The organism is Lactococcus nasutitermitis, assembly GCF_018403765.1.
Lineage (GTDB): Bacteria > Bacillota > Bacilli > Lactobacillales > Streptococcaceae > Lactococcus > Lactococcus nasutitermitis.
This window is the reverse complement of record NZ_BOVQ01000003.1, coordinates 87013-109181: the sequence shown is the minus strand read 5'-3', so window position 1 is coordinate 109181 and position 22169 is coordinate 87013. Positions and strand designations below refer to the sequence as shown.

The 22169-nt window shown below is 37.5% G+C and carries 25 protein-coding genes and 1 other RNA gene; 24 read left to right on the top strand and 2 right to left on the bottom strand.

All coding sequences use genetic code 11. From position 1 onward, the window contains the following. Positions 1 to 75 precede the first annotated feature (75 nt). The 7 genes from KJS36_RS03260 (at position 76) to KJS36_RS03230 (ending at position 5470) form a co-directional block, all read left to right on the top strand. Positions 76 to 822, top strand: coding sequence for an MBL fold metallo-hydrolase (locus KJS36_RS03260; protein WP_213534291.1), 747 nt, complete (start codon positions 76 to 78; stop codon positions 820 to 822). Further along, positions 822 to 1355 carry a nucleoside deaminase gene (locus KJS36_RS03255; protein ID WP_213534702.1) on the top strand — a complete coding sequence of 178 codons (534 nt, stop codon included), beginning with the start codon at positions 822 to 824 and terminating at the stop codon, positions 1353 to 1355. The genes KJS36_RS03260 and KJS36_RS03255 overlap by 1 nt, the downstream gene beginning before the upstream one ends. Before the next feature lie 9 nt (positions 1356 to 1364). After that, an RNA gene (ffs, locus tag KJS36_RS03250) (signal recognition particle sRNA small type) lies at positions 1365 to 1460 on the top strand. Positions 1461 to 1523: 63 nt separating this feature from the next. Beyond that, on the top strand, positions 1524 to 2363 hold the full coding sequence (locus tag KJS36_RS03245; RefSeq protein ID WP_213534288.1) for a hypothetical protein: 840 nt from the start codon (positions 1524 to 1526) through the stop codon (positions 2361 to 2363). 198 nt (positions 2364 to 2561) lie between these two features. Continuing rightward, a complete protein-coding gene (locus KJS36_RS03240) occupies positions 2562 to 3116 on the top strand; it encodes a GNAT family N-acetyltransferase (RefSeq protein ID WP_213534286.1) in 555 nt (184 codons plus the stop codon). Between the two features lie 53 nt (positions 3117 to 3169). Next, positions 3170 to 4450: a DRTGG domain-containing protein gene (locus KJS36_RS03235; RefSeq protein ID WP_213534284.1), complete on the top strand. Its 1281-nt coding sequence runs from the start codon at positions 3170 to 3172 to the stop codon at positions 4448 to 4450. Between the two features lie 96 nt (positions 4451 to 4546). Next, the gene (locus KJS36_RS03230; protein ID WP_213534282.1) at positions 4547 to 5470 is read left to right on the top strand and encodes a DHH family phosphoesterase; all 924 of its coding nucleotides are present in this window, start codon (positions 4547 to 4549) and stop codon (positions 5468 to 5470) included. A 31-nt stretch (positions 5471 to 5501) separates the two neighbouring features. On the opposite strand, the gene KJS36_RS03225 is transcribed toward KJS36_RS03230, so the two are convergent. Continuing rightward, positions 5502 to 6467 carry an asparaginase gene (locus KJS36_RS03225; protein ID WP_213534280.1) on the bottom strand — a complete coding sequence of 322 codons (966 nt, stop codon included), beginning with the start codon at positions 6465 to 6467 and terminating at the stop codon, positions 5502 to 5504. Between the two features lie 165 nt (positions 6468 to 6632). On the opposite strand from KJS36_RS03225, the gene KJS36_RS03220 reads away from it, so the two are divergent. From KJS36_RS03220 to KJS36_RS03185, 8 genes are all read left to right on the top strand, one after another. Beyond that, positions 6633 to 8018, top strand: coding sequence for a Cof-type HAD-IIB family hydrolase (locus KJS36_RS03220; RefSeq protein WP_213534278.1), 1386 nt, complete (start codon positions 6633 to 6635; stop codon positions 8016 to 8018). A gap of 122 nt (positions 8019 to 8140) precedes the next feature. Further along, positions 8141 to 9211, top strand: coding sequence for an Rgg family transcriptional regulator (locus KJS36_RS03215; RefSeq protein ID WP_213534276.1), 1071 nt, complete (start codon positions 8141 to 8143; stop codon positions 9209 to 9211). Positions 9212 to 9381: 170 nt separating this feature from the next. After that, a complete protein-coding gene (locus tag KJS36_RS03210; RefSeq protein WP_213534274.1) occupies positions 9382 to 9636 on the top strand; it encodes a hypothetical protein in 255 nt (84 codons plus the stop codon). A gap of 113 nt (positions 9637 to 9749) precedes the next feature. After that, positions 9750 to 10106 (top strand): hypothetical protein, encoded by a 357-nt coding sequence (locus tag KJS36_RS03205; RefSeq protein WP_244842605.1) that lies wholly within the window; start codon positions 9750 to 9752, stop codon positions 10104 to 10106. Between the two features lie 115 nt (positions 10107 to 10221). Then, positions 10222 to 11661, top strand: coding sequence for a flotillin family protein (locus tag KJS36_RS03200; protein ID WP_213534270.1), 1440 nt, complete (start codon positions 10222 to 10224; stop codon positions 11659 to 11661). A gap of 55 nt (positions 11662 to 11716) precedes the next feature. Then, complete coding sequence (locus KJS36_RS03195) at positions 11717 to 11992, top strand: hypothetical protein (RefSeq protein ID WP_213534267.1); 276 nt, start codon at positions 11717 to 11719, stop codon at positions 11990 to 11992. A gap of 1 nt (position 11993) precedes the next feature. Next, on the top strand, positions 11994 to 12263 hold the full coding sequence (locus KJS36_RS03190; protein WP_213534265.1) for a hypothetical protein: 270 nt from the start codon (positions 11994 to 11996) through the stop codon (positions 12261 to 12263). After that, positions 12260 to 12451 carry an immunity protein gene (locus KJS36_RS03185; RefSeq protein WP_213534263.1) on the top strand — a complete coding sequence of 64 codons (192 nt, stop codon included), beginning with the start codon at positions 12260 to 12262 and terminating at the stop codon, positions 12449 to 12451. The genes KJS36_RS03190 and KJS36_RS03185 overlap by 4 nt, the downstream gene beginning before the upstream one ends. A gap of 56 nt (positions 12452 to 12507) precedes the next feature. Here KJS36_RS03185 and KJS36_RS03180 read toward each other — a convergent pair whose 3' ends face one another. After that, a complete protein-coding gene (locus tag KJS36_RS03180) occupies positions 12508 to 13863 on the bottom strand; it encodes an aspartate kinase (RefSeq protein ID WP_213534261.1) in 1356 nt (451 codons plus the stop codon). Positions 13864 to 13952: 89 nt separating this feature from the next. Between KJS36_RS03180 and KJS36_RS03175 the strand changes: the two genes are divergently transcribed. The 9 genes from KJS36_RS03175 (at position 13953) to KJS36_RS03135 (ending at position 22152) form a co-directional block, all read left to right on the top strand. Next, positions 13953 to 14609, top strand: coding sequence for an HAD family hydrolase (locus tag KJS36_RS03175; RefSeq protein ID WP_213534259.1), 657 nt, complete (start codon positions 13953 to 13955; stop codon positions 14607 to 14609). A gap of 109 nt (positions 14610 to 14718) precedes the next feature. Further along, the gene (locus tag KJS36_RS03170) at positions 14719 to 16686 is read left to right on the top strand and encodes a DHH family phosphoesterase (RefSeq protein WP_213534257.1); all 1968 of its coding nucleotides are present in this window, start codon (positions 14719 to 14721) and stop codon (positions 16684 to 16686) included. 19 nt (positions 16687 to 16705) lie between these two features. Next, the gene (gene rplI / locus KJS36_RS03165; protein ID WP_213534255.1) at positions 16706 to 17158 is read left to right on the top strand and encodes a 50S ribosomal protein L9; all 453 of its coding nucleotides are present in this window, start codon (positions 16706 to 16708) and stop codon (positions 17156 to 17158) included. Between the two features lie 2 nt (positions 17159 to 17160). After that, positions 17161 to 18528 carry a replicative DNA helicase gene (gene dnaB / locus KJS36_RS03160; RefSeq protein ID WP_213534253.1) on the top strand — a complete coding sequence of 456 codons (1368 nt, stop codon included), beginning with the start codon at positions 17161 to 17163 and terminating at the stop codon, positions 18526 to 18528. Between the two features lie 140 nt (positions 18529 to 18668). Then, positions 18669 to 18917, top strand: a complete 249-nt coding sequence (locus KJS36_RS03155; protein ID WP_213534251.1) for a Veg family protein — start codon at positions 18669 to 18671, stop codon at positions 18915 to 18917. Positions 18918 to 18956: 39 nt separating this feature from the next. Continuing rightward, the gene (locus tag KJS36_RS03150; RefSeq protein ID WP_213534249.1) at positions 18957 to 19727 is read left to right on the top strand and encodes a phosphotransferase family protein; all 771 of its coding nucleotides are present in this window, start codon (positions 18957 to 18959) and stop codon (positions 19725 to 19727) included. A gap of 97 nt (positions 19728 to 19824) precedes the next feature. Continuing rightward, positions 19825 to 20475 carry a tRNA (guanosine(46)-N7)-methyltransferase TrmB gene (gene trmB, locus KJS36_RS03145; RefSeq protein ID WP_213534247.1) on the top strand — a complete coding sequence of 217 codons (651 nt, stop codon included), beginning with the start codon at positions 19825 to 19827 and terminating at the stop codon, positions 20473 to 20475. A gap of 39 nt (positions 20476 to 20514) precedes the next feature. After that, positions 20515 to 20964, top strand: a complete 450-nt coding sequence (gene nrdR / locus KJS36_RS03140; RefSeq protein ID WP_213534245.1) for a transcriptional regulator NrdR — start codon at positions 20515 to 20517, stop codon at positions 20962 to 20964. A gap of 30 nt (positions 20965 to 20994) precedes the next feature. After that, a complete protein-coding gene (locus KJS36_RS03135; protein WP_213534242.1) occupies positions 20995 to 22152 on the top strand; it encodes a DnaD domain protein in 1158 nt (385 codons plus the stop codon). Positions 22153 to 22169 lie beyond the last annotated feature (17 nt).

Sequence of the window (22169 nt, the reverse complement as noted above, 5' to 3'; positions counted from 1 at the left end):
TTTGAAAAATCTACTTCGGTAGATTTTTTGCTTTGTGATATAATAAAATTAAAAGATTGAAAGTGAGGAGAAAAAATGAAATTAACAGCTCTTGGTGTTTTAGGTGGTTATCCAATGCGTGATCAGGGGACAACGAGTTATTTGTTGCAAAGTGAAAGTGGTTTTAATTTATTGCTTGATGCGGGGAGTCGTGCGGTAACGGAGCTTGAGCATGAACTGGCGCCGACTTGTTTGGATGCAGTGATTTTGAGTCATTATCATGAAGACCATATCGCAGACTTGGGTGTGTTGCGACAATATCGTCAACTTTATCCTCGGGGTAAGGATTGGGATGGGATGATTTTGCCGATTTATGGGCATGATGAAAATACTTATGAATTTGCTAAATTGACACTTGATGGTGTTTCTGAGGGACATGCTTATGATGTGGTTAATGGCACGAAAGTTGGTCCATTTGATATTACATTTTTAAAAACAGTGCATCCTGTAGTGAATTATGCGATGCGGATTGTGGAGCGTAAAACGGGACAAGTTTTGATTTATACTGGAGATACAGGCTATTTTTCTGAGCTTGTGGATTTTAGTCAAAATGCTGATTTATTATTGGCGGATGTGTATTTCTTTGAGGATAAGGAAAAAATGCCGAATCATTTGTCTTCAGTGGAAGCGGGAAATATTGCACATGAAGCTGGCGTGAAAAAGTTGGTATTAACGCATTTGCCACAATTTGGTGATTTGAAGAAGTTGTACGAAGAAGCGCAGGAAGCAGCGGGAAATGTTGCTGTTGATTTGGCGGAAGCACATAAGAAATGGCAACTTTGATGGAGTTTACGGAAGAAGAAAAAACATTTTTCATGCGAGAAGCGTTGCTCGAAGCGCAAAAAGCGGCAGCGAATGAAGAAGTACCGATTGGTGCAGTGATTGTTCAAGTGCCACAGAGAAAGGCAACTTCGGGGCTTTTTGAGCGGATACCTGATGAAAAACCACAGATTATCGCGCGTGCGTTTAATCGGCGAGAACTTGATGGGCAAGCGATACATCATGCGGAGATTTGTGCGATTGAAATGGCAAATGAAGCGGTTGGAAATTGGCGCTTGCTGGATTGTGCCTTGTTTGTGACGATTGAGCCTTGCGTGATGTGTGCGGGAGCGATTGGTCTGGCGCGGATTCCCGCTGTTTATTTTGGTGCGACAAATCCGAAGTTTGGTGGAACAGTCAGTTTGTATCAGATTTTGCAGGATGAGCGTTTAAATCATCGTGTGCGGGTGGAAAGTGGGATTTTAGAAAAAGAATGCGCAGAGATAATGCAGGATTTTTTCAGAAATCGGCGCAAGAAGTTGAAAAATAGAGATTAGTTATGTTATAATTACCAATGGAGCAATAAGTTTCTTACGAAGCGTGTCAGGACCTGACGGTAGCAGCACTAAGTATGGAGCTTATGTGCTCTTTTTGTGTCATTTACCATAAAAAGATAAAAAAAGTGTATAATATAAGTTACAAAAAGAAATATGAGGAGAATACTTATGAAAAATGAAAAGAAGAGTAAAAAGAAGAAGAGAAAACGAACACAAAGTTGGTTTGTTATAATTGGTTCGGTATTTAGTGGTTTATTGTTTCTTTTTGGGGTTTTTGCGGCAATTTCGGGAAATCTTGCTGGCTTTTGGAAGAAAGATAAAAATACCACGGGAAATGCGGTTTTGATTGAAAATGGAAATACAGTGTTAAGTCATACGAATACTCTGATTACTACTTTTTCGACGGAACTTTCAGATTTGAATACGACTTATAATAAGCCATTTCCAGTAGCTTCGGATGGAAATCCACTTCCTACAAATAATGTGGATATCAATAAATATCTTTCAGCTTTTAATAAGAGTTTTTCTAAGATTCGAGGGCAAAATTCTAATCAAACACTTACGATTGTTCATAAAACTTATTCTCCTAATCAATATGTTGGGAAAATGGTTGATTATGAGTGGACGAATCTTTCTTCGCTCAGTTCAAAGATGGTGAATAGTTATAATGATTATTATTATGCGGTAAAGGCGCTCCAGGCTGATACGACGAGTCAGGAGAAATTGACTCTGGCAGAAAAGGCAAATACGGATTATATTAAGGTTGCCAATCAGTTTAATGCTGGAATTTTGCAGTATGCAAAAGTAAATGAAGCTTTAAAAGTGAAGTATAATGCGACTTTACAAAGGATTGTCGCTGATAAAGATAATGTGCGACTTGGGAAGTTGGGAAATAGTGTTTCATCAGGTGCGAATTCTGAACCTGCTAATATTTATCTGACAAATCAGCAGATGGATGGACTTATTCAAATTGAGAAAACAGCTTATCAGGATTTGGTGAAAAAATAAACGTAAACTTTGTTATGAGTTTATGTTTTTTTATGGTGAATTTTTTTGTGACTGCTGACAGCTGTTTTTACTTGTGATATAATGAAACAAAAGCTAGTTTATGCTTATTCACTTGTGTTTGGATGAGGGAGTGCTTTGTGTGTCACATGAATTTTCATTTTTAAAGATGAAAAAGTGTTAGGAAGTCTGAGCGATGTTATGAATGTATATGTGAAGTTGGCAGAGTTCAATGTTATTGAAACAGCGCGTTTATTTCTACGTCCTTTTTCTTTAGATGATGCGCAAGATATGTTTGAATATTCGGGAGATTGGACGAATTTGGAGTTTGTTTTTCCGCTACATTTGTCGTTAGAAGAAGTGGAAGTTGCGATTGTTCAAGAGTTTATGAGAAATCCATTAGGAAAATGGGCGATTGAATTAAAATCTGAGAAAAAAATGATAGGTTCTGTCCAGTTTACGAAATTTTCTGAAAAAAATTTGTCTGCGGAGATTGGTTATGTGTTAAATAAGAAATTTTGGGGACAGGGATTGATGACGGAAGTTTTGACAACTCTGTCAAATTTTTCTTTTATTGAATTTGGACTGAAGCGGCTAGATTTATTGATTGATAAGGAAAATAAAAACTCAATCAAAGTAGCTGAAAAAGTTGGTTTTCCTTGTGTTGAACATTTTAAGGCAGCAAATAAATATACTGGGGAAATTCGTGAATTTGAGCGTTATCGTTTGACAAAAAAAGACTATAAAAATTTTTGACAGTTCTGTCAAAAAAGTTGAAATGAAAAATAAATGAGGAAATTCTAAAAATTATGTCTAAACATGAGGAAATTCTAACTTATATTGAAGGTTTGGAGATTGGCAGACAAGTTAGTGTGCGTAGCATTGCTAATAGAATGTGTGTCGCTGATGGAACTGCTTATCGTGCCATTAAAGAAGCTGAAAATCGTGGACTTGTTGCAGTAAATGACCGTTCAGGTACAGTACGTGTGGCTTCAAAGGGGCAAAAAGTTGCTAATAAATTAACATTTGCTAAGATTGCAGAGATTGCCAATGCGGATATTTTGGGCGGACTGGCCGGGCTTGAAGTTGAGTTTAACCGTTTTGTAATCAGTGCGATGACCAAAGAATCAGTGGAAAAATATCTGGTGGCAAATGGTTTGGTGATTGTTGGTGACCGCAAAGACATTCAAAATCTTGCTTTGCGTGAACAAAATGCGGTGCTTGTCACAGGTGGCTTTGAGGTTGATTTGGATGTGATTGATTATGCCAATGAAATGGGAATTCCACTCATGCGCACGAGTTATGATACTTTTACTGTTGCCAATCGAATTAGTCACGCTCTGTCAAATGAGCTAATCAAAAAAGATATTATCAAAGTGGCTGATGTTTTTCATCAAAATCGTTCAACCTTGCGCGAGGAGGATACGGTGAAAGACTTTTTAGAGCTTGTGAAAAGGACAAATGTCAGTCGTTTCGCAGTGCTAAATCGTTATCAAGTCGTGGTTGGTGTGGTTGCGATGCGTGATGTCACGCATAAAAAAAATGACACACCGATTAACAAAGTGATGACAGTGCCATCTCTTGCGATGCTTGATATGACTGTTGCGAGCGTAAGTCAGAAGATGATTTATGAGGGCTATGATATGATGCCCGTCGTGCATAATGACCATACTTATGCAGGAATTATTACAAAATCTGATTTGCTGCAAAGCTTGCAAAAAGCACAGGAAGAAAGTCAAGTTGCGCACACTTTCAGCGAAGATATATCCAATCGTCTGAAAGAACACGCTTCTGCCTATCAACTCTTGATTGAGCCTTTTATGATTAATAGTTTTGGGAATGTCTCTTATGGCGTATTTACTGAGATGGTCAGTATCGCAGTTCGGCGTGTTATTGCCAAGCGTCATCGGCGCAATGTAATTATTGAGTCGCTCAACATGAATATTCTAGGAGCTGTTGCGATTGACAATCTCATCGAAATTTATCCTAAAATCATCAATGAGACACGGCTCGGTGCAATGATTGACTGTGAAATCTATCATGTCAACAATATTGTGGCAAAAGTTCTTGTCAATGTGCAATTTAGCTGATAAATATTTTTTGACAGAACTGTCAAAAGTTAAAATCTGCAAAAAATATTTTTGACAGAATTGTCAAAAATAAAAAATTTCCTTAGAAAGAAAAAAATGAAAGAAATACTAGAAAAAATAAAAGAATATGAGACAATTTTAATTCATCGTCATAAAAATCCAGACCCTGATGCACTTGGTTCACAAGCTGGATTGGGTGCGATTTTGCGGGAAAATTTTCCAGAAAAGCATATTTTTGCAGTAGGTTATGATGAACCAACTTTGACATATTTGACCTTGATGAATAAGGTTGAACTTGATAAAAATGAGAAATATCTAAGTATTGTCTGTGATACAGCGAACACACCAAGAATTGATGATGACCGTTGGAAAACAGCTGATTTTGTGATTAAAATTGATCACCATCCCAATAATGATGCTTATGGGAACCTACTTTTAGTTGAACCAGAGAGAAGTTCAGCTTCAGAGATTATAGCAGATTTTGCTTTTGAAAATGGTCTAAAACTCAATGCAGAAGCAGCGCGCCTACTTTACGCGGGAATTGTTGGAGATACAGGACGATTTTTGTATCCCTCAACCTCCGCAAATACTTTTGCAGTCGCAGCAAAGCTCGCAAGTTATGACTTTGACCGAGCAGCTTTGGGACGTGAAATGTCCTCATTTGACATGAAAGTGGCTCGTCTGCAAGGATTTATCTATGAAAATCTTGAAGTGTCTGAAAATGGAGCTGCGCGCGTTGTACTGACACAAAAAATCTTGACATCCTTTGACTTAAAAGACTCGGAAACGTCGGTGATTGTTGGTGTGCCAGGAAGCATTCGCACAATACAGTCTTGGGCAATCTTTGTCGAGCAAGCAGATGGACATTTTCGTGTGAGAATGCGCTCAAAAGTTGTTCCTATCCAAGAAATCGCTAAGCGACATGATGGTGGCGGGCATGATTTGGCAAGTGGAGCAAATTCATATTCATTAGAAGAAAATGAGCAAATCTGGCAAGAATTACAGGAAAATTTGGAATAAATTAAAAAAACTGTCCAAGTGACAGATTTTTTTAATTTTCCATGAAATTTTCTAAACCATTTTCTAATGAAAGTCCAGCATTGAGTCCGATGATAAGCTTAATTCGTGCTTTTTGTGAATTGACTTCCGGAGCGAAAATAACACCAGCATCATGCAAACGAGAACCACCACCTTCATAGTCATAGACAGGCTCAGCGATACCGTTGAAGCAACGAGAAACAAGAATAATTGGTAACTTTTTAGCTAAAAGTTTTTCAACAGAATGCGCCGCTGTAGGAGGTAAATTGCCAGCACCAAGTGCTTCAATAACAAGTCCATCTAAATTGATTGAATCAAATAAATCAAAAATTTCTCCAGTCATACCAGCATAAGCCTTGATAATTGGAACATTTCCATGAACACTTTGAATATCTAAATGTTGATTTTCGCGGTCATTGTGGAAATAAAAAATCTTATTTTTCGTGAGTAATCCAAGCGGGCCGTGAGTGGGCGTTTGAAAGGTTGAGACATTGGTTGTATGCGTTTTTGTCACGAAACGTGCGGAATGAATTTCATCATTCATCACGACGAGTACACCACGTCCATAAGAATCCTCGTCACTGGCGACACGGATTGCCGTTAGAAGATTGTAGATACCGTCAGTTCCAAGTTCATTGCTAGAGCGCATAGCACCAGTTATAACGATAGGTTTTCCTCGTTTTATCGTCGAATCAAGGAAAAATGCTGTTTCTTCAAGAGTATCCGTGCCATGAGTGATGACTGCTCCGTCAAAATCTTCGTCAAAAGCAGCATCAATCCGTTTTTTGAGTGTCAACATATGTTCTAAAGTAATATGCGGACTTGGAAGATTAAAAATATCCTCAGAAATGATTGTAGCATTGGCAAATTGCATATCCACAGCATCCATTGGATTTTTTTCATTGGGGGAAACATGACCATTGGCATCTTCTGCCATGGAAATTGTCCCTCCTGTATGGAGAACTAATATTTTTTTCATTTGAATTTTTCCTCATAAAGTAATCTACTCCAAATTATATCAAAAAGCATGAAAAACGGTGGAAATGAAGTAAAAGACAAGATTAAATAAATAAAACTGTAAAAATTGGAAAAATTACTGTATAATTTAAAGTAAAAAAGATGAGAAGAAATGTGGAAATGAGAGATGACGATAAAGGCTGTATTTTTTGATTTAGATGGAACTTTATTTACAGGGACACGCGGAGTAGCAAATTCGACACGACGAGCAATAGAAATGTTACATCGTAAAGGAATTTTAGTAGGAATTGCGACAGGACGCGGCGCTGCTTTTGCTTTGCCTTTGTTGGAAGATTTGGCGCTGGATTTTGCGGTGACTTTTAACGGTCAGTACATTTTCACACCCAAGGAAATTGTTTTTGCAAATCCTTTAGATGTCAAAATTTTGAAAAAAATCATTACTTATGCCCAAAGCAATCATCGAGATATTTCGCTTGGGACAGCGCACGGTGTTGATGGTTCTAGGCTTTTGAAGTTTGGAGAGACACGTTTGGCAGGACTTTTGACTGGTGTTTTACCAAAAGGAACGTCAAGTATTGCTAGAAATAGTTTCAAAAATGTAGTGCGGCGCTTGATACCAAATAATGATTTAAGTGAAGTTGTACATGAAGAGATTTATCAAGTGATGATGGTTGCAACCCGCTCAGAGACAGAGTCGCTGGAAAAAGAATTTCCAGAAATTCAGGTCACTCGAAGCAATCCTTATTCTGTAGATTTGATTCCGCAAAATATCGGAAAATTGCAGGGAATTGAGCGTTTAGGAGAAAAATTTGGATTTACAACGCAAGAAGTGATGTGTTTTGGTGATTCTGAAAATGATTTGAAAATGCTTGAAGGTGTTGGAATTGGTGTTGCAATGGGAAATGCGACAGAAACTGTAAAAGCAAATGCAAATTATGTTACAGATAGTAATAATGCTGATGGAATCGCTAAAGCACTGGCTTATTTTGGCTTGATTGAATTTTCTTCAACAAAAGATTTTGTTTCTAAGGATTTAAATTTCAATAAAGTCAAGGCATTTCACAAGTTGATGGATGGGAAAACGCAAGAAATACCGCGCGCCTTTCCAGCAATGGAAGCAGGTTTTAGAGCAGGTTTTGAAGTTGAGGAAATTGTTGAATTTTTGCACGCAGCTTCAGCTGGTAATCAAGATAAATTTGCAGACTTAGTGGCTGATTTGCATGAAAATATTGACAAAGCAGTTGTAAAAGTAGAAAGTAAAAATGAAGCAGAAATGGATGTGCTGACGGCTGAGACAGATGCGATGATTGATTTGCTTTACTTTGCTTATGGGAATTTTGTATTGTCAGGCATTGACCCTTATGAAGTGTTTAATGCGGTGCATAGTGCAAATATGGGAAAAATTTTTCCAGATGGAAAAGCGCATTTTGACCCAGTAACACATAAAGTGCTCAAACCACAAGATTGGGAAGAGAAATTTGCCCCAGAAAAGAAGATAAAAAAAGAACTGGACAGACAAATTCGAGTGGCAAATAATAAAAATAAGAAATAAAGTTTTGAAAATAAAGTGATTAAATTTACAAAAATATACGAACTAAAACTATGATAGCGTTTTAAATGTGCTATAATAATAGTAAGAATATAAAATATTTAGGGAATAGAAGCTGAGAGATTATGGTTGCACGAAAGCAAATTATCAATCCAAGATATGGACAGACTTTTCATTCTATTCGTGAGGAGCGTGGCTTGCCACTAGCTTTTTTTAAGGATATTGTCTCAAAAGCAACGCTTGACCGTTTTGAAAAAGGCGAGAGCGTTTTAGCACCTGAAAAACTCGAAGAAGCTTTGAAACTCATGGATTTGTCGATGTTCACTTATCTTTATTTGGCAGATAATATGCCGGTATATCGGAGATATGGCGAGGTTTTTCAGTTGCTCCGAGAACAGCGCGGTTATGAGCTTGAGAGTTTTGAAAATATTGAAATTAATGCTTATACTCTGGAAAAGTTTGAAGCAGGAAAGGTCATGCTGGACTTTGATAAGGTGGATGCGGCTTTACAGATGATGCACGTGCCACTTTATGAGTTTTCACATATTTTAGATAAAGGTGAGGATGATTATTTTAGCGAGATTTTTGCTAAGGTTGATATGGCTTATTATGCTGAGGATTGGGGAGCATTGCGGATAATTTATGAGGAAGCCATTCCTTATGATGATTTCAGATTGATTGCTTTTGCCGCTAAAGCTTGCTATGAAAAGCTTTCTGAGGAGGAAATTGAGGAAGTTTCTGATTTTCTGTTTGGTGTGGATATTTGGACAAATATGGAACTTTTTGTCTTGCAATACACTGTCGGACAGCTCGCTTTTAGCTTATTGCGCTCTGTTTGGGTGGATTTACTTAAAGATGTGAGTTTATTTGAAGACAATCGGGATTATCGGATGCGCGTTGTGCGGACAGGTGCTGCGACGTGTTTTGCGATGATTGATTTGGGAAATTTATCAGCTGCGCGTCAATTTTTAGATTTATCAGAAAATCTGTTACGTAGTACAGATGAATTTACACGATGTGTCTATAAATTTGCGCAAAATCTGGTGATTTATAAGCAAGGAAAACAACAAGTAACAACAGAAAATTGTGAATCAGCACAAGAAAAAATGAAAAAAGTGATTGAAATATTTGATTTTCTAGGAGATAAAACTTTGGCTCAAAAATTTCAAAATTTATATGACCGCTATGTGGAATAATTTTTGACATAGGATAGTCGTTGCAAGCTTTGCTTGCTTACGAATATGCTAGTATTTTTTTGACAGAACTATCAAAAAAGTTTTTGTCCCAAGCTTGGAACAAAATTAAAAACTGTCAAAAATCAGGAGTATAATAGAGCTATGAAAAATAAATGAGAAAGGAGAACAGCGTGAGGGCAAGAAAAGGTGAGAAAATTATTGATGTTTGGAAAATTTCACATGAAAAAATCACGGAGCAGTGGGTGCAGGATGCTTTTGACGAAGGTCAAATCTACTGGTATCAGTCCAATGAGAATATTCTCATCTTTCCTCAAACGCACGGTGGCGCAGCTTCTGTTGGTTTTTACCTGATTTATTTGAACAAAAAAAAATATCGAGCCATCAATCCCAAACGTTTTGAGCGTGAATTCATACTACTAGAGTAGTTTGAACTTTTGACAGGCTGAGAATAAATTCTCTAGCCCCTTTGACAGAATTGTCAAAAAATATGCTATAATAATACAAGAAGTTATTTCTAATGTTACAAAAAGGAGGAAAAGTGTCACTTACCCTAATCATTGTTCTTGCCGTTCTTGCTGTGCTTGTCGTCATTATTTTGGGAATTATCATTCTCATTCCAGGTATGGCGCTCTTTAATAAAGTTTCTGATGAGAAATATTCGGCAGATGAAAAAAATTTATTGACAGGTACTTTGACAACGGCTATCACAGGACTTGAGGCTACTGGTGAAGTTGTGACAACGATTGCCAATGAGTCACGCAAAACGATGCCAGCAAAGATTTTTACCCCCAATAAAGACAATGTCACAGCGATTGAGCAAAATGCTTCTGTTCTCATTGTTGATACAAAAGACGGTGTTGCCTACGTCATCCCTTATCAAGAGATGATTTTCTAAAAATATTTTTGACAGAATTGTCAAAAATATTACACTTAAAAAGTTAATAAAATTCTCATTTACAATATAAAAAAACATTGTTTATAAGAAAAAAATTATAATAAAAGGAGTTTTTATGTCACCCATTCTTATTTTAGGAATCATTATTCTCGTCATCATTTTGGTTCTCTTTGGTATTGTAGCTAGCAACTACAAAAAATCAGGACCACAAGCAGCACTGATTGTTTATGGATCTGCACTCGGTTCAAAAGGTGTCAACAAAGATAGTCAGGGCAATAAATTGAAAGTTGTTCGTGGCTCAGGAACTTTTGTTCTGCCCGTTTTCCAAAATGCCCGTTTTCTCTCATTGCAATCCGCCGCGATTGATATCAAGACTGAAAAAGTTCTCTCAAAAGATAAAATCCCCGTTACAGTCGAAGCAACAGCGATGATAAAAGTCGGTTCTTCCTTGCAAGATATTGCCACAGCAGCTGAGCAATTTTTAGGTAAAAAAGACGAGCAACGTGATGGTATGGCAGACCAAGTTTTACGTGGGCATTTGCGCGCTATCGTTGGCACAATGACTGTCTCTGAGTTGATTGAAGACCGTAATAAATTCTCAGGAGAAGTTCAAGGACAAGCAGGAACAGACCTTACAAAAATGGGATTATCTATCGTTTCTTTTGTTATCAATGATATTCGTGATGACCAAAATTACATCAAAGCTCTTGGTGCTAAAGAAGTTGCGCGCGTTCAACAAGAAGCAGCGATTGCCGTAGCTAATGCAGATAAAGAAACACGTATCCAAAAAGCAACAGCCGACCAGCAAGCTCAAAAAGCCGAAGCCGAAGCAGCAACACAAGTTGCCAGCGCTCAAAAGGAAAAAGCTATCAATCTGGCAAGTTATGAGCAAGACCAAGCGATTGCGCAAGCCGATGCCAAAGCAAAAGCTGACCAAGCGAAAGCCGCAGCCGACCAAGCTTATGCAATCCAAGAAGCCATTTCCAAGAAAGAAACGACCGAAGCAGAAATGCAAGTCGAAATCATCAAGAAACAGCGTGAAACTGACCTTGAAACTCAAGAAGTCTTGCGTAAAGCGCAGGAAAATGAAGCGAATGTCGTCAAAGCCGCTGAAGCGGCAAAATCTGCACAAATCGCCAAAGCCGAAGCCGATGCTAAGGAACGTGAAGTCAAAGCCTTAGCCGAAGCCGCAGCTATTGAAGCGACAGGTAAAGCTGAAGCCGAAGCCATTCGCCTCAAAGGTATCGCTGAAGCTGAAGCGATTGAAAAGAAAGCCGAAGCCATGCTCAAGATGAACGATGCGGCTAAACTCAATATGGCACTTGATATCTTGCCACAGATTGTGACAGGCATTTCTGCCAATCTGCAAGCCGTTGATAGCATCAATATTTATGGTGGTGAAGGTTCATCAAAAATCCTCGGAATGTCCCAAGAAAGCTTGAAACAAGGACTTGACGTTCTAGGGACAATGGGAATTGACGTCCCTGAATTATTAAATAATTTTTCAGCAGGTCGTTCACAAATTATCGAAAAACCAGTGGAAAAAGCTGAATAATGTTAAAAGTCAATTTCCATGGGGATATTGACTTTTTATTTAAGGAGATAGAGATATGAAAGCGATGAATGGCAATAGTGAGGTTGATGCGTGGACAATCAGCCATGATGTTCCTACTTTGGAATGGGTCAAAGAAAATTTCGCAAAACACAAATTTTTCTGGATGGAAGATATGGGCGGACTTTTTCGTGCACCAAGTAGCAGTTTTCTAGGTGGCACAGGCATTTACGGTTCAGTTGGCGATGTGCTTATTCGTGATGAAAAATGTAATTTTACGATTGTGAGCTCTAAGAAATTCTATAAACATTACAAAAATATAAGAGAAGACTGATATGAAAGCAACTTATGGAAATACAACTGTTCGTGCTTGGAAAATCAATCGAGAAAATAAAGAACTGGATTGGGTGAAAGAAAATTTTGATAATGGAAATTTTTTCTTCACAGAACTCAAACTTTTTCGCGCACCAACAACTGTAAGCCTTGGAGGTGGTATTTATGGCAAGGTTGGTGATATTCTCATTCAAAATGGCATGGGTGTCTATACTATAATCAGCGAAAAGAAATTTCGCAAACGTTACAAAAATATCGAGGAAGAATTATGAAAATGATTGTTGGTGTATTTTTCGTTTTATTGGGGATTTTTCAGTTTTACCAAGTCTTCAGAAGTTTTAAAGCTTATAAAAAAGTGAAAGTCGTCAATATTTGGTTTTTTATCGGCTTAGGATTTTCACTTATTTTTGGACTCATCTGCTTTTTCGGTGGATTGACCTTTTTGATAAATAGTCTCTAACAAATAAAGTTTGACAAAACTGTCAAACTTTTTTCTTTCTATTTTTCAATAAAAATTTAATTCTCAGCAAAAAATTCATCATAAATTGCACGGAGAGCGACTTTTTCGTCCTTTTCTTTGACAATGAACATGACAGAAACTTCACTTGAACCTTGAGTCAACATTTCAATATTGATATTATTACGTGATAAAGCAGCCGCAGCGCGAGCAGTTACACCGATATGTTCTTTCATATCTTCACCAACCAGCATAATGATTGAGAAATTATGCTCAATGTATAGTTCATCAGGGTGCAAACTTTCGGTCAGATTGGCAATCAGCGCTTTTTCAATCGGTTGATTGAGGTAACGACTACGGATAATCAAAGAAATATCATCAATCCCAGTTGGCATATGTTCAAAACGTATTCCCAGATTTTCGAGTGCAGTCAGCACGCGCCGCCCAAAACCGACTTCACGGTTGAGCAGGTATTTACTCAGATAAAGCGTAGAAAAACCACTACTAGAAGCAATACCAACGACAGGAGCGCCTTTAGTTTCACGTTTTACGACAATACGAGTGCCAGGATGTTCAGGATTATTTGTATTTTTAATGACCAGTGGCACATGTGCGCGATAAGCAGGAACAAGTGCTTCATCATGTAAAACTGAAAAACCAGAATAAGCCAGTTCACGCATTTCTCGATAAGTCAATTCCTTGATACCATGTGGGTTTTTGACAATTCCTGGATGAGCAGCGAAAATTCCATCAACATCTGTGAAATTTTCATAGAGCTCAGCCTTCACTCCAGCAGCGACAATAGAACCTGTAATATCAGAACCACCACGAGAAAAAGTACACACTTCGCCATTTTCTGTCACGCCAAAAAAACCAGGAATAATCAAGGTTTCAGGCAATTCATTGAGGTATTTGATTTTCGCATAAGAAGTTGGCAAAAGTCGCGCATTTCCAGGGTCACTATTCACAATAATTCCCGCATCTGCTGGATGAACATAACGACTTGGTAGCCCTTGAGAACTAAAATAATCCGCAATCAACTTCGCATTATTATTTTCGCCCGCAGCAAGAAAAGTATCATAAAGAAACTTATTTCCCTCAATAGGCAAAGTTGCTAAGTCTCGGATATTTTGGGCAATCGTCTCAATAACTGGACTAGACAAGCCCAACTCATCGTAAATATCACGATAACGTTGAATAATCCATTCTTGATGAGGCGTAACATCTTCATGATTTTTATAAGCTGCATGATAAGCAATCAGAGCATCTGTTACTTTTGTATCGGCAGATGAACGTTTTCCAGGAGCGGAAACAATAACGAATTTGCGTGTTTTATCCGCACGAATAATATTAAAAACTTTTTTAATTTGCTGACTAGAAGCCAAAGATGAACCGCCAAATTTTGTAACTTTCATAAATAATCATTCCTCAATTTTTCTAAGTTGCCTATATTATAACTAATTTTCAGACTATTTTCAACAGGTAAAAGTGTTATAATAGCGTTATGAGTAAATTTAAAGCAATTATTTTTGATATGGACGGTGTTTTAGTAGATACAGAAAGTTATTACGCTGGCCGTCGTGAGGAATTTTTTGGCAGTCAGCAGATAGACATCAGCCACTTAAAAAATAAGGATTTTATTGGTGGTAACATGAAAGATATCTGGCCGAAAATCCTACAAAACAATTTTACGGCAGAAAAAGCGCAAAAGCTACAAGAAGATTATACGGATTATAAAAACCGCACTCCACTTCCTTATGCGAAACTTTTATTTCCAGATGTGATTGAGATTTTAGATTATTTGCATAAGCATGATTATAAAATAGCTTTAGCTTCAAGTTCTAGCATGACAGATATCCAGTTGATGCTCAACACACACCAACTTGGACATTATTTTGACCTTCTTTTATCAGGAGCAGATTTTAAACAATCAAAACCCAATCCTGAGATTTATCAAGTTGCTATGCAAAGATTGCAGGTAACAGCTGATGAAAGTTTAATTATCGAAGATTCAGAAAATGGTATTGCCGCAGGAAAAGCAGCTGGCGCAACAGTCTGGGCAATCAAAGATACACGTTTTGGCATGAACCAAAAAGCAGCTGACGCATTTGTCAATAATTTGCATGAAGCTTTGCAAGCCATTCAAGCGCAAGAAAAGTAAAAAAAGCACAGTAGTGACACAAGTAATCTTCATTTCACAAATAAAAAATAAAAAAGTTCTTTAAGTTTCGTCCGTCCTATGGTAAAATAAGAGGATATAGGAGAGTCGTATGAATTTTGTAAGACGTTTTTCACCCCAAATAATTATCGCTATCATGGTTATCGTGCAGATTTTTGAAATTTTGGCGGTTATTTTGTCGGATTCACGCATCCTCGCATTGGTCTATCTTTTCTTGCTCAATGTCATTATTACCTCTATTTTGCTTTTACAAACCAAAAATTATCAACTTCGCAGGCAGGATTTTATTCGTAAAATCAATGATGAAGCAGAAAACTCATTGAATGCAACACTTGATAATATGCCAATAGGTGTTATTCGTTATAATAAAGAAAGTCTTGAACCAGAATGGTTTAATCCTTTTATTGATATGGTTTTTAAAGGGAATGAAAAAATTCTGGGAAAAGAAGATATTCAAGCTATTTTAAAGAAAAAAGCAGACGAACAGTATATTCAGATTGGTGACCAAAAGTTTGTTATCAATTTAGATGATGAAAAAACGCTGATTTATCTGATTGATGCTACAAAAGAAGTTGCTTTTCGCTCAGACTTCAATGATAGTCGTGCAGTGATTGGTTCGATTTCAGTGGATAATTATGATGATGCCACAGACTTGATAACAGATAGTGAGCGGACAGTTGTAAATAATTTTATTGCAAGTTCTTTAGAGAATTTTGCGACAAAATATGCGTTTTACTTGCGCCGTATTAGTAGTAGTCGCTACTTTTTCCTATGTGATTATCGGATTTTAGATAAAATGATAAGTGATAAATTTTCTGTTTTAAATGATTTTAAAACATCGTCAGCAGAAAAGAAAATTCCACTTACCTTGTCAATCGGTGTTTCTTATGGTTGGAATGATTTTCCAACGATTGGCAAAACGGCGATGAACAACTTGGAACTTGCACAAGTTCGTGGTGGCGATCAGGTTGTCTTGCGTGAAAATACAGAACAGGCAAGACCAACTTATTTTGGTGGAAATTCAGAAAGTCGAACGCAAAAGAGTCGAACACGTGCGCGTGCTATTTCTACTGCTTTACGTACGATTATCAGTGAAGCTGATGATATCTTTATTGTCGGACATCGTTTTACAGATATGGACGCTTTGGGAGCAGCCATTGCGATGAAAGTTTTTGCAAATATATCTGGAAAAGAAGCCTTCGTTGTTTACGACCCAGAGCAATTACTTCCAGATGTTGGACGTGCGATTGATAAAATGAACAAAAGTTCAGATGGTTTTACACATATTATCCGCTTAGAAACGGCACGTCGAATAAAAAAAGCAAATTCACTTTTAATCATGGTGGACCATTCTAAAACAAGTCAAACTTTAAATTTGGATTTTTACAAATCTTTTGAAAAAGTGGTGGTAATTGACCATCATCGTCGTGATGATGACTTCCCAGAGCAAGCGTTATTGTCTTATATTGAGTCAAGCGCAAGCTCTGCGAGTGAATTGACAGTTGAACTTTTACAGTTCCATGATACAAATGCTCGAAAAATGTCGAATATCGAAGCAAGTATTGCTCTTGCTGGGATTGAAATGGATACAAAGAATTTTACAAAGGCAACGACATCAAGAACTTTTGAAGCAGCAGCTTATCTACGTTCACGTGGAGCAGATAATGATTTAATTAAGATAATTATGGCGACGGACTTTGAGAAATATAAAAAAGTCAATGAAATCGTACTTAATTCCAAAATTATTTTTGGAAATATTGCGCTGGGAGTTGGAGCTACTAATCAAAAATATGATAATATCACGACAGCAAAAGCAGCAGATACTTTGCTTGATATGGCTGGTGTGACAGCATCATTTGCGATTACTAATCATACGAACGGCTTTGTTTCTGTTTCTGCACGTTCGCGTAATGGTTTCAATGTGCAAACTTTGATGGAACAAATGGGCGGTGGTGGACATTTCAATAATGCAGCTACTCAAATTTATGAACGTACAGAAGAACAAGTCAAAGAGGAACTTATAAAAGTTCTCAAAGCTCGTTTTGAAATAAATGAATAATTAGAAAAAGGAAGATAAAATGAAAGTTATATTTTTAGCAGATGTTAAAGGACAAGGGAAAAAAGGCGATATCAAAGAAGTACCAACAGGTTATGCCCAAAACTTCTTGATTAAGAAAAATCTTGCTAAGGTTGCTACAAATGCATCAGTAGCAGCAGCAGCAGGACAAGCAAAGGCAAAAGAAAAAGAAGAAGCTGAGTTTTTGGCTGAAGCAAAAGCTCTTAAAGTACTTCTTGAAAAAGAAGATACAATCGTTGAAATTACTGAAAAAGTTGGACAGGATGGGCGACTTTTTGGAGCGGTAAATTCAAAGAAAATTGCGGATGCGCTGAGCGTTCAATACAATTTAAAATTGGACAAACATAAAATCCAACTTGCAAATCCAATTCGTGCGATTGGAATTGCTGATATTCCTGTGAAATTGCATCGCGAAGTGACAGCAAAAGTTAAAGTTCGGATTAGTGAGGCATAAAAATGCCTGAAATTGATGTTATTAAGGCACCACCACAGGATTTAGAAGCAGAGCAGGCGGTTCTTGGTGCTATCTTTTTGGATAGTGAGCGTTTGGTAGAAGTCAAGGAATATTTAACATCTAATGACTTTTACAAAAATGCTCACAAGTTGATTTTTCGGACGATGGAAAAATTGTTTGATACACGCGAGGCGATAGATGTTTTGACGGTGCGTAGTCAACTTGAAAATCAAGGAGATTTAGAGGCAATCGGTGGAATTTCTTATATCGCTGAACTTGCTGCAAATACGCCAACAGCTGCTAATGCGGTTTATTATGCAAAAATCGTTGCTGAAAAATCATTGCTGCGCCAGCTTATCAATAAACTGACGTCGAGTGTGCAAAAGGCTTATGAGCAAGATTCACCAGCAGATGATATTCTTGCTGAAGCTGAAAAAAACTTGATTGATGTCCAGCAAGGACGAAATACTTCGGGATTTAGGAAAATCTCAGAAATTATTAATCTTTCATTAGATGATATTGAAAAACACGCTCAAGATAAAAGTGTCGTGACAGGTCTTGCCACAGGATATGTTGAACTTGACCGGATGACGACAGGTTTGCATGATGAAGAATTGATTATTATTGCGGCGCGTCCAGCCGTCGGTAAAACGGCTTTTGCGCTGAATATTGCGCAAAATATTGGAACGAAGCAAGATAAAGCGGTAGCTATCTTTTCTTTGGAAATGGGTGCAGAGAGCTTAGTTAATCGTATGATTGCTAAGGAAGGACGGATTGAGTCGCAGCACTTGCGTACAGGGCAGCTGACAGATGATGAGTGGAATGCTCTCTTTATCGCGACAGGTGCTTTGAGTCAATCTGAAATTTATATTGATGATACTCCGGGGATTAAAATCACGGAAATTCGTGCGCGTGCTCGCAAATTAGCGCAGGAAAGTGGAAATCTTGGACTGATTTTGATTGATTATTTGCAGTTGATTTCAGGGACGGGACGTGAAAATCGGCAACAAGAAGTGTCGGAAATTTCACGGCAACTAAAAATCCTAGCTAAAGAATTGCACGTACCAGTTATTGCACTTTCACAACTTTCACGTGGTGTCGAGCAACGTCAGGATAAGCGTCCAGTACTTTCGGATATTCGTGAATCTGGTTCAATTGAGCAGGATGCAGATATTGTCGCTTTCTTATATCGCGATGACTATTATGAACGCGAAGGCGAGGAGGACGATGGTGAGAGTATGCAGGATAATTCTGTTGAAGTTATCATTGAAAAAAATCGTTCGGGAAGTCGAGGGACTGTGAAGCTTGCTTTTATCAAAGAGTACAGCAGTTTTGACAATATTGATATACGATATGGTAATGAGAACTAGATTTTTAGGGTAGTTTCGTGTTATAATATAAATAATCGTCTAAAAATGATAATATGACTTATTTTTATGATAAAAATGTGGTCAAGTAAAGATAAGGGTAAAGTAAATAAAGTGAATATTTATCAGCTCTTGGAGGAAAAATGGATAATCAAAATCAAGAAATTGGGAAAATTGTTGATATTAGAAATAATGTGAAAGCTCATCTTGGGCAAACGATTGAAATTACATCACAATTTGGTCGTAAACGTGAAAATCGTCATAAAGTTAATTTGATTGAAGCTTATGCAACGCATTTTGTTATTGAAAATATTCCTGCACGTGGACCAAAAGTGACGGAATCTTATCAGTATGCAGATATTTTGACACAGACTATTTTGATTCATTTTTAAGGATTGAGTAAAAATTCTAAGGAAAGGAGGAGACAGTAGATGATGATTGCAAATATGGATATGGTGCCTGTAAGAGGCGGTTCTGGTAATGCTTTTACGGCGCAGAACAATCAAGAACGTGTCTTTATTAAAAAAAATGCTAACCCAATGTTGACAAGTATTTACCTTGAAGGAATTACTCCGCGTGTTTTGTGGACAAAGCGAACAGCTGAGGGAGATATGCTGTCTGCTCAGCCTTGGATAAATGGACATACTTTAATTCCTGAGGAAATGGGAGATACACAAATCAATCAAATCCTGTCTCATTTACATAAGAGTAAAAAACTGGTGGATTCCTATAAAAAACTAGGAAGTCATTCTGTTTCTCCTGAGACTTTGTTAAAAAATATCATCAATGGTTCGGATGTTCTAAAGACTAATCATTTTCTCTCAAGTGTTGTTGCGGAAATGTTTGAAGAAATTCCTCCTTTGAGTGAAGAAGAAGTCACAGTTGTTCATGGAGATGTTAATCATAATAACTGGCTGGTTGATGATGATACACATCGGATTTATCTTGTTGATTGGGATACAGTTTTTTTGAGTGACCCAATGGTTGATATGGCTTATATTTTGTCACATTATATTCGTCCGGTAAACTGGAATCGTTGGCTGACTTATTCGGGTTATCAACCTCGAAAAAACGTGATGGCAAAAGTGATTTGGTATGGGAAGCTTTCTTTCTTGCGGCAAATTTCGGATTATTTTGCTCAAGGAAAGATGCGAGAGGTCAATCAGGAAATCTTGGGACTTCGGAAACTTTGTGAATTGTGAAATCATGAGAGAAGGGGAACCTTCTCATTTTTCAGTTTTTGGAAATACTTGGGATAAGTGTTTATGTTAAAATTGTATTAGAAAAAAAGGAGAAAAAATGCGGGTTAAATATCGTAAAGGTGCGCCAGAGCATTTGCAGGAAAACACGCATATTGTAGTGGAAAATCCAGTGGATTTTAAGGGACGCTGGGCGGAACGTTTTGGGAATAATCATCCTATCCACATTGAGGTGGGTTGTGGAAAAGGAGGTTTCATTACAGGAATGGCGGCGCAACATCCTGAGATTAATTATATTGCGATTGATATGCAACTTTCGGTGTTGTCCTATGCGCTAGATAAGGCTTTGGAGGCAAATTTGCCGAATGTTCAGATGATGCTTGTAGATGGTGCAGCGCTGACGGAATATTTTGAAGATGGAGAAGTGGCTCAGATTTATCTGAATTTCTCTGACCCTTGGCCTAAAAATCGTCATGAGAAACGTCGCTTGACTTACAAGTCATTTTTAGCAACTTATGAGCGGATTTTGCCTTCTGGAGGAGAAGTTCATTTCAAAACGGATAATCGTGGTTTGTTTGAGTATTCTTTGGTTTCTTTGACAAATTATGGAATGACTTTGAAGCAGGTTTGGTTGGATTTGCATGCTGATGAGGAATTTTCTCAGGTCAATGTGATGACGGAATATGAGGAAAAATTTTCGTCGAAGGGACAGGTTATCTACCGCTTGGAAGCAAAATTTCAAGAAAAATAATGTGAACCAAAATGAATTAAATATGAGAGGAGCATGAGAATGCGTTGTCCAAAATGTCAATCAGAAGATTCTCGAGTTGTTGATTCGAGACAGGCTGATAATGCAATTCGTCGTCGTCGTGTTTGCGAAAGCTGTGGCAATCGTTTTACGACTTTTGAGCGAATTGAAGAAATGCCCTTGTTGGTAATTAAAAAAGATGATAAACGTGAGCCTTTTAATCGGGAGAAAATTGTGCGTGGGTTGGTGCGAAGTGCCTATAAACGTCCAGTTTCAAGCGAGGATATTGAGAAAATTGTCGCGCGTGTAGAGCAAAGAATTCGTCAACTTGATACAAATGAAGTGAAATCTGATGAGATTGGTGCTTTCGTGATGGATGAATTAGCGAATTTGGATGATATAACTTATGTGCGTTTTGCCAGTGTTTATCGTTCTTTCAAGGATGTGAGTGAATTGGAAGAGCTGTTGAAGAATTTTACAAATAAGAATTAAATGTGTTGATTTTAAGAGGATGAGAAAAATATGAGAGCAAGAGATACGTTTACGATTGTTAATCGTGGGAAAACCAGTTTTGATGCTGAGGTTTTTACTTTGCTCTATTTACCGATTGTTGGACATGAAGCATTTGCGCTGTATCAACTTTTACGTGTCTTTTCTTCGGGGAAAATTTCTCATTTTTTAGAGTATTTGAATATGGGGTTAAATCCTTTCATTGAAGCGCTGGATAAGCTGTCTGCTTTGGATTTGCTTGCTGTTTATGATAATCATCCGGATTTGTTTTTTGAATTGAAAAGTCCTTTGAGTTTTGATGATTTTATGGCAGATGATTTTTATAAACAGTTGTTGATTTCGCGGATTGGGGAAAGTCGTGTCGTGGCTTTGGCTGGTTATCAAAAACCGCAGGGGCAAAATATTTCGCGTAAATTTCATGAAGTCTATAAATTGAAGTTTGATGAGGTTTTTGACAGTTCTGTCAAAAAAGAGACATTCAATATGGAGGCTTTCAAAGCTTTGATGGCGCGACAAAAGTTGACTTTTTCGGATGAAAATCAGGAAAGTTTGATGATTTATTCTTTAGCTGAAAAATTTGAGCTAAATTGGTATGAGTTGTTTAAGGTTGTTGAGACAACGGCAAATGCTGATTTAACGATAAATTTGACGGCGACAACAAGACAATTATCAGGGCAAGCGGAGCCAATTCCAGCTTTGTCAGTATTTCCTAAGGCTTTTCAGGATTTGATTGTTGTGAGTAAATCAGTGAAACCTGCTGAATTTTTGATAAAAATCAAGCAAGAAGTAGGTGGATTTGCTTCAAATGATGAGAAAAAACTTTTGACAGTTCTGTCAAAACAAAATTTGACTGATGAAGTGCAAAATATCCTGATTCATTATGTTTTGGTACAACAAAAAAATCCAACATTGACATCAAACTTTGTGAATACTGTGGCAAATGATTGGTTGCGGCACAAAGTTGTCACAGCAGAAGCGGCAGTCACACGGATTTTGGAACGGAATCAAAAAGTGCAAGAAAAAGCGATAACCAAGCCAAAAGCAGCAGCTAAATTAGTTAAAAAAGCGCCAGAATGGTCGTCCGCAAATTATGTGGAAAATACAAGTGAAGAAGCACAAGCGAAATTTGCAGAATTGCAGAAAAAAATGCGAGAAAATGGCTCAAAATAAGGGCTGACAACGGAAAG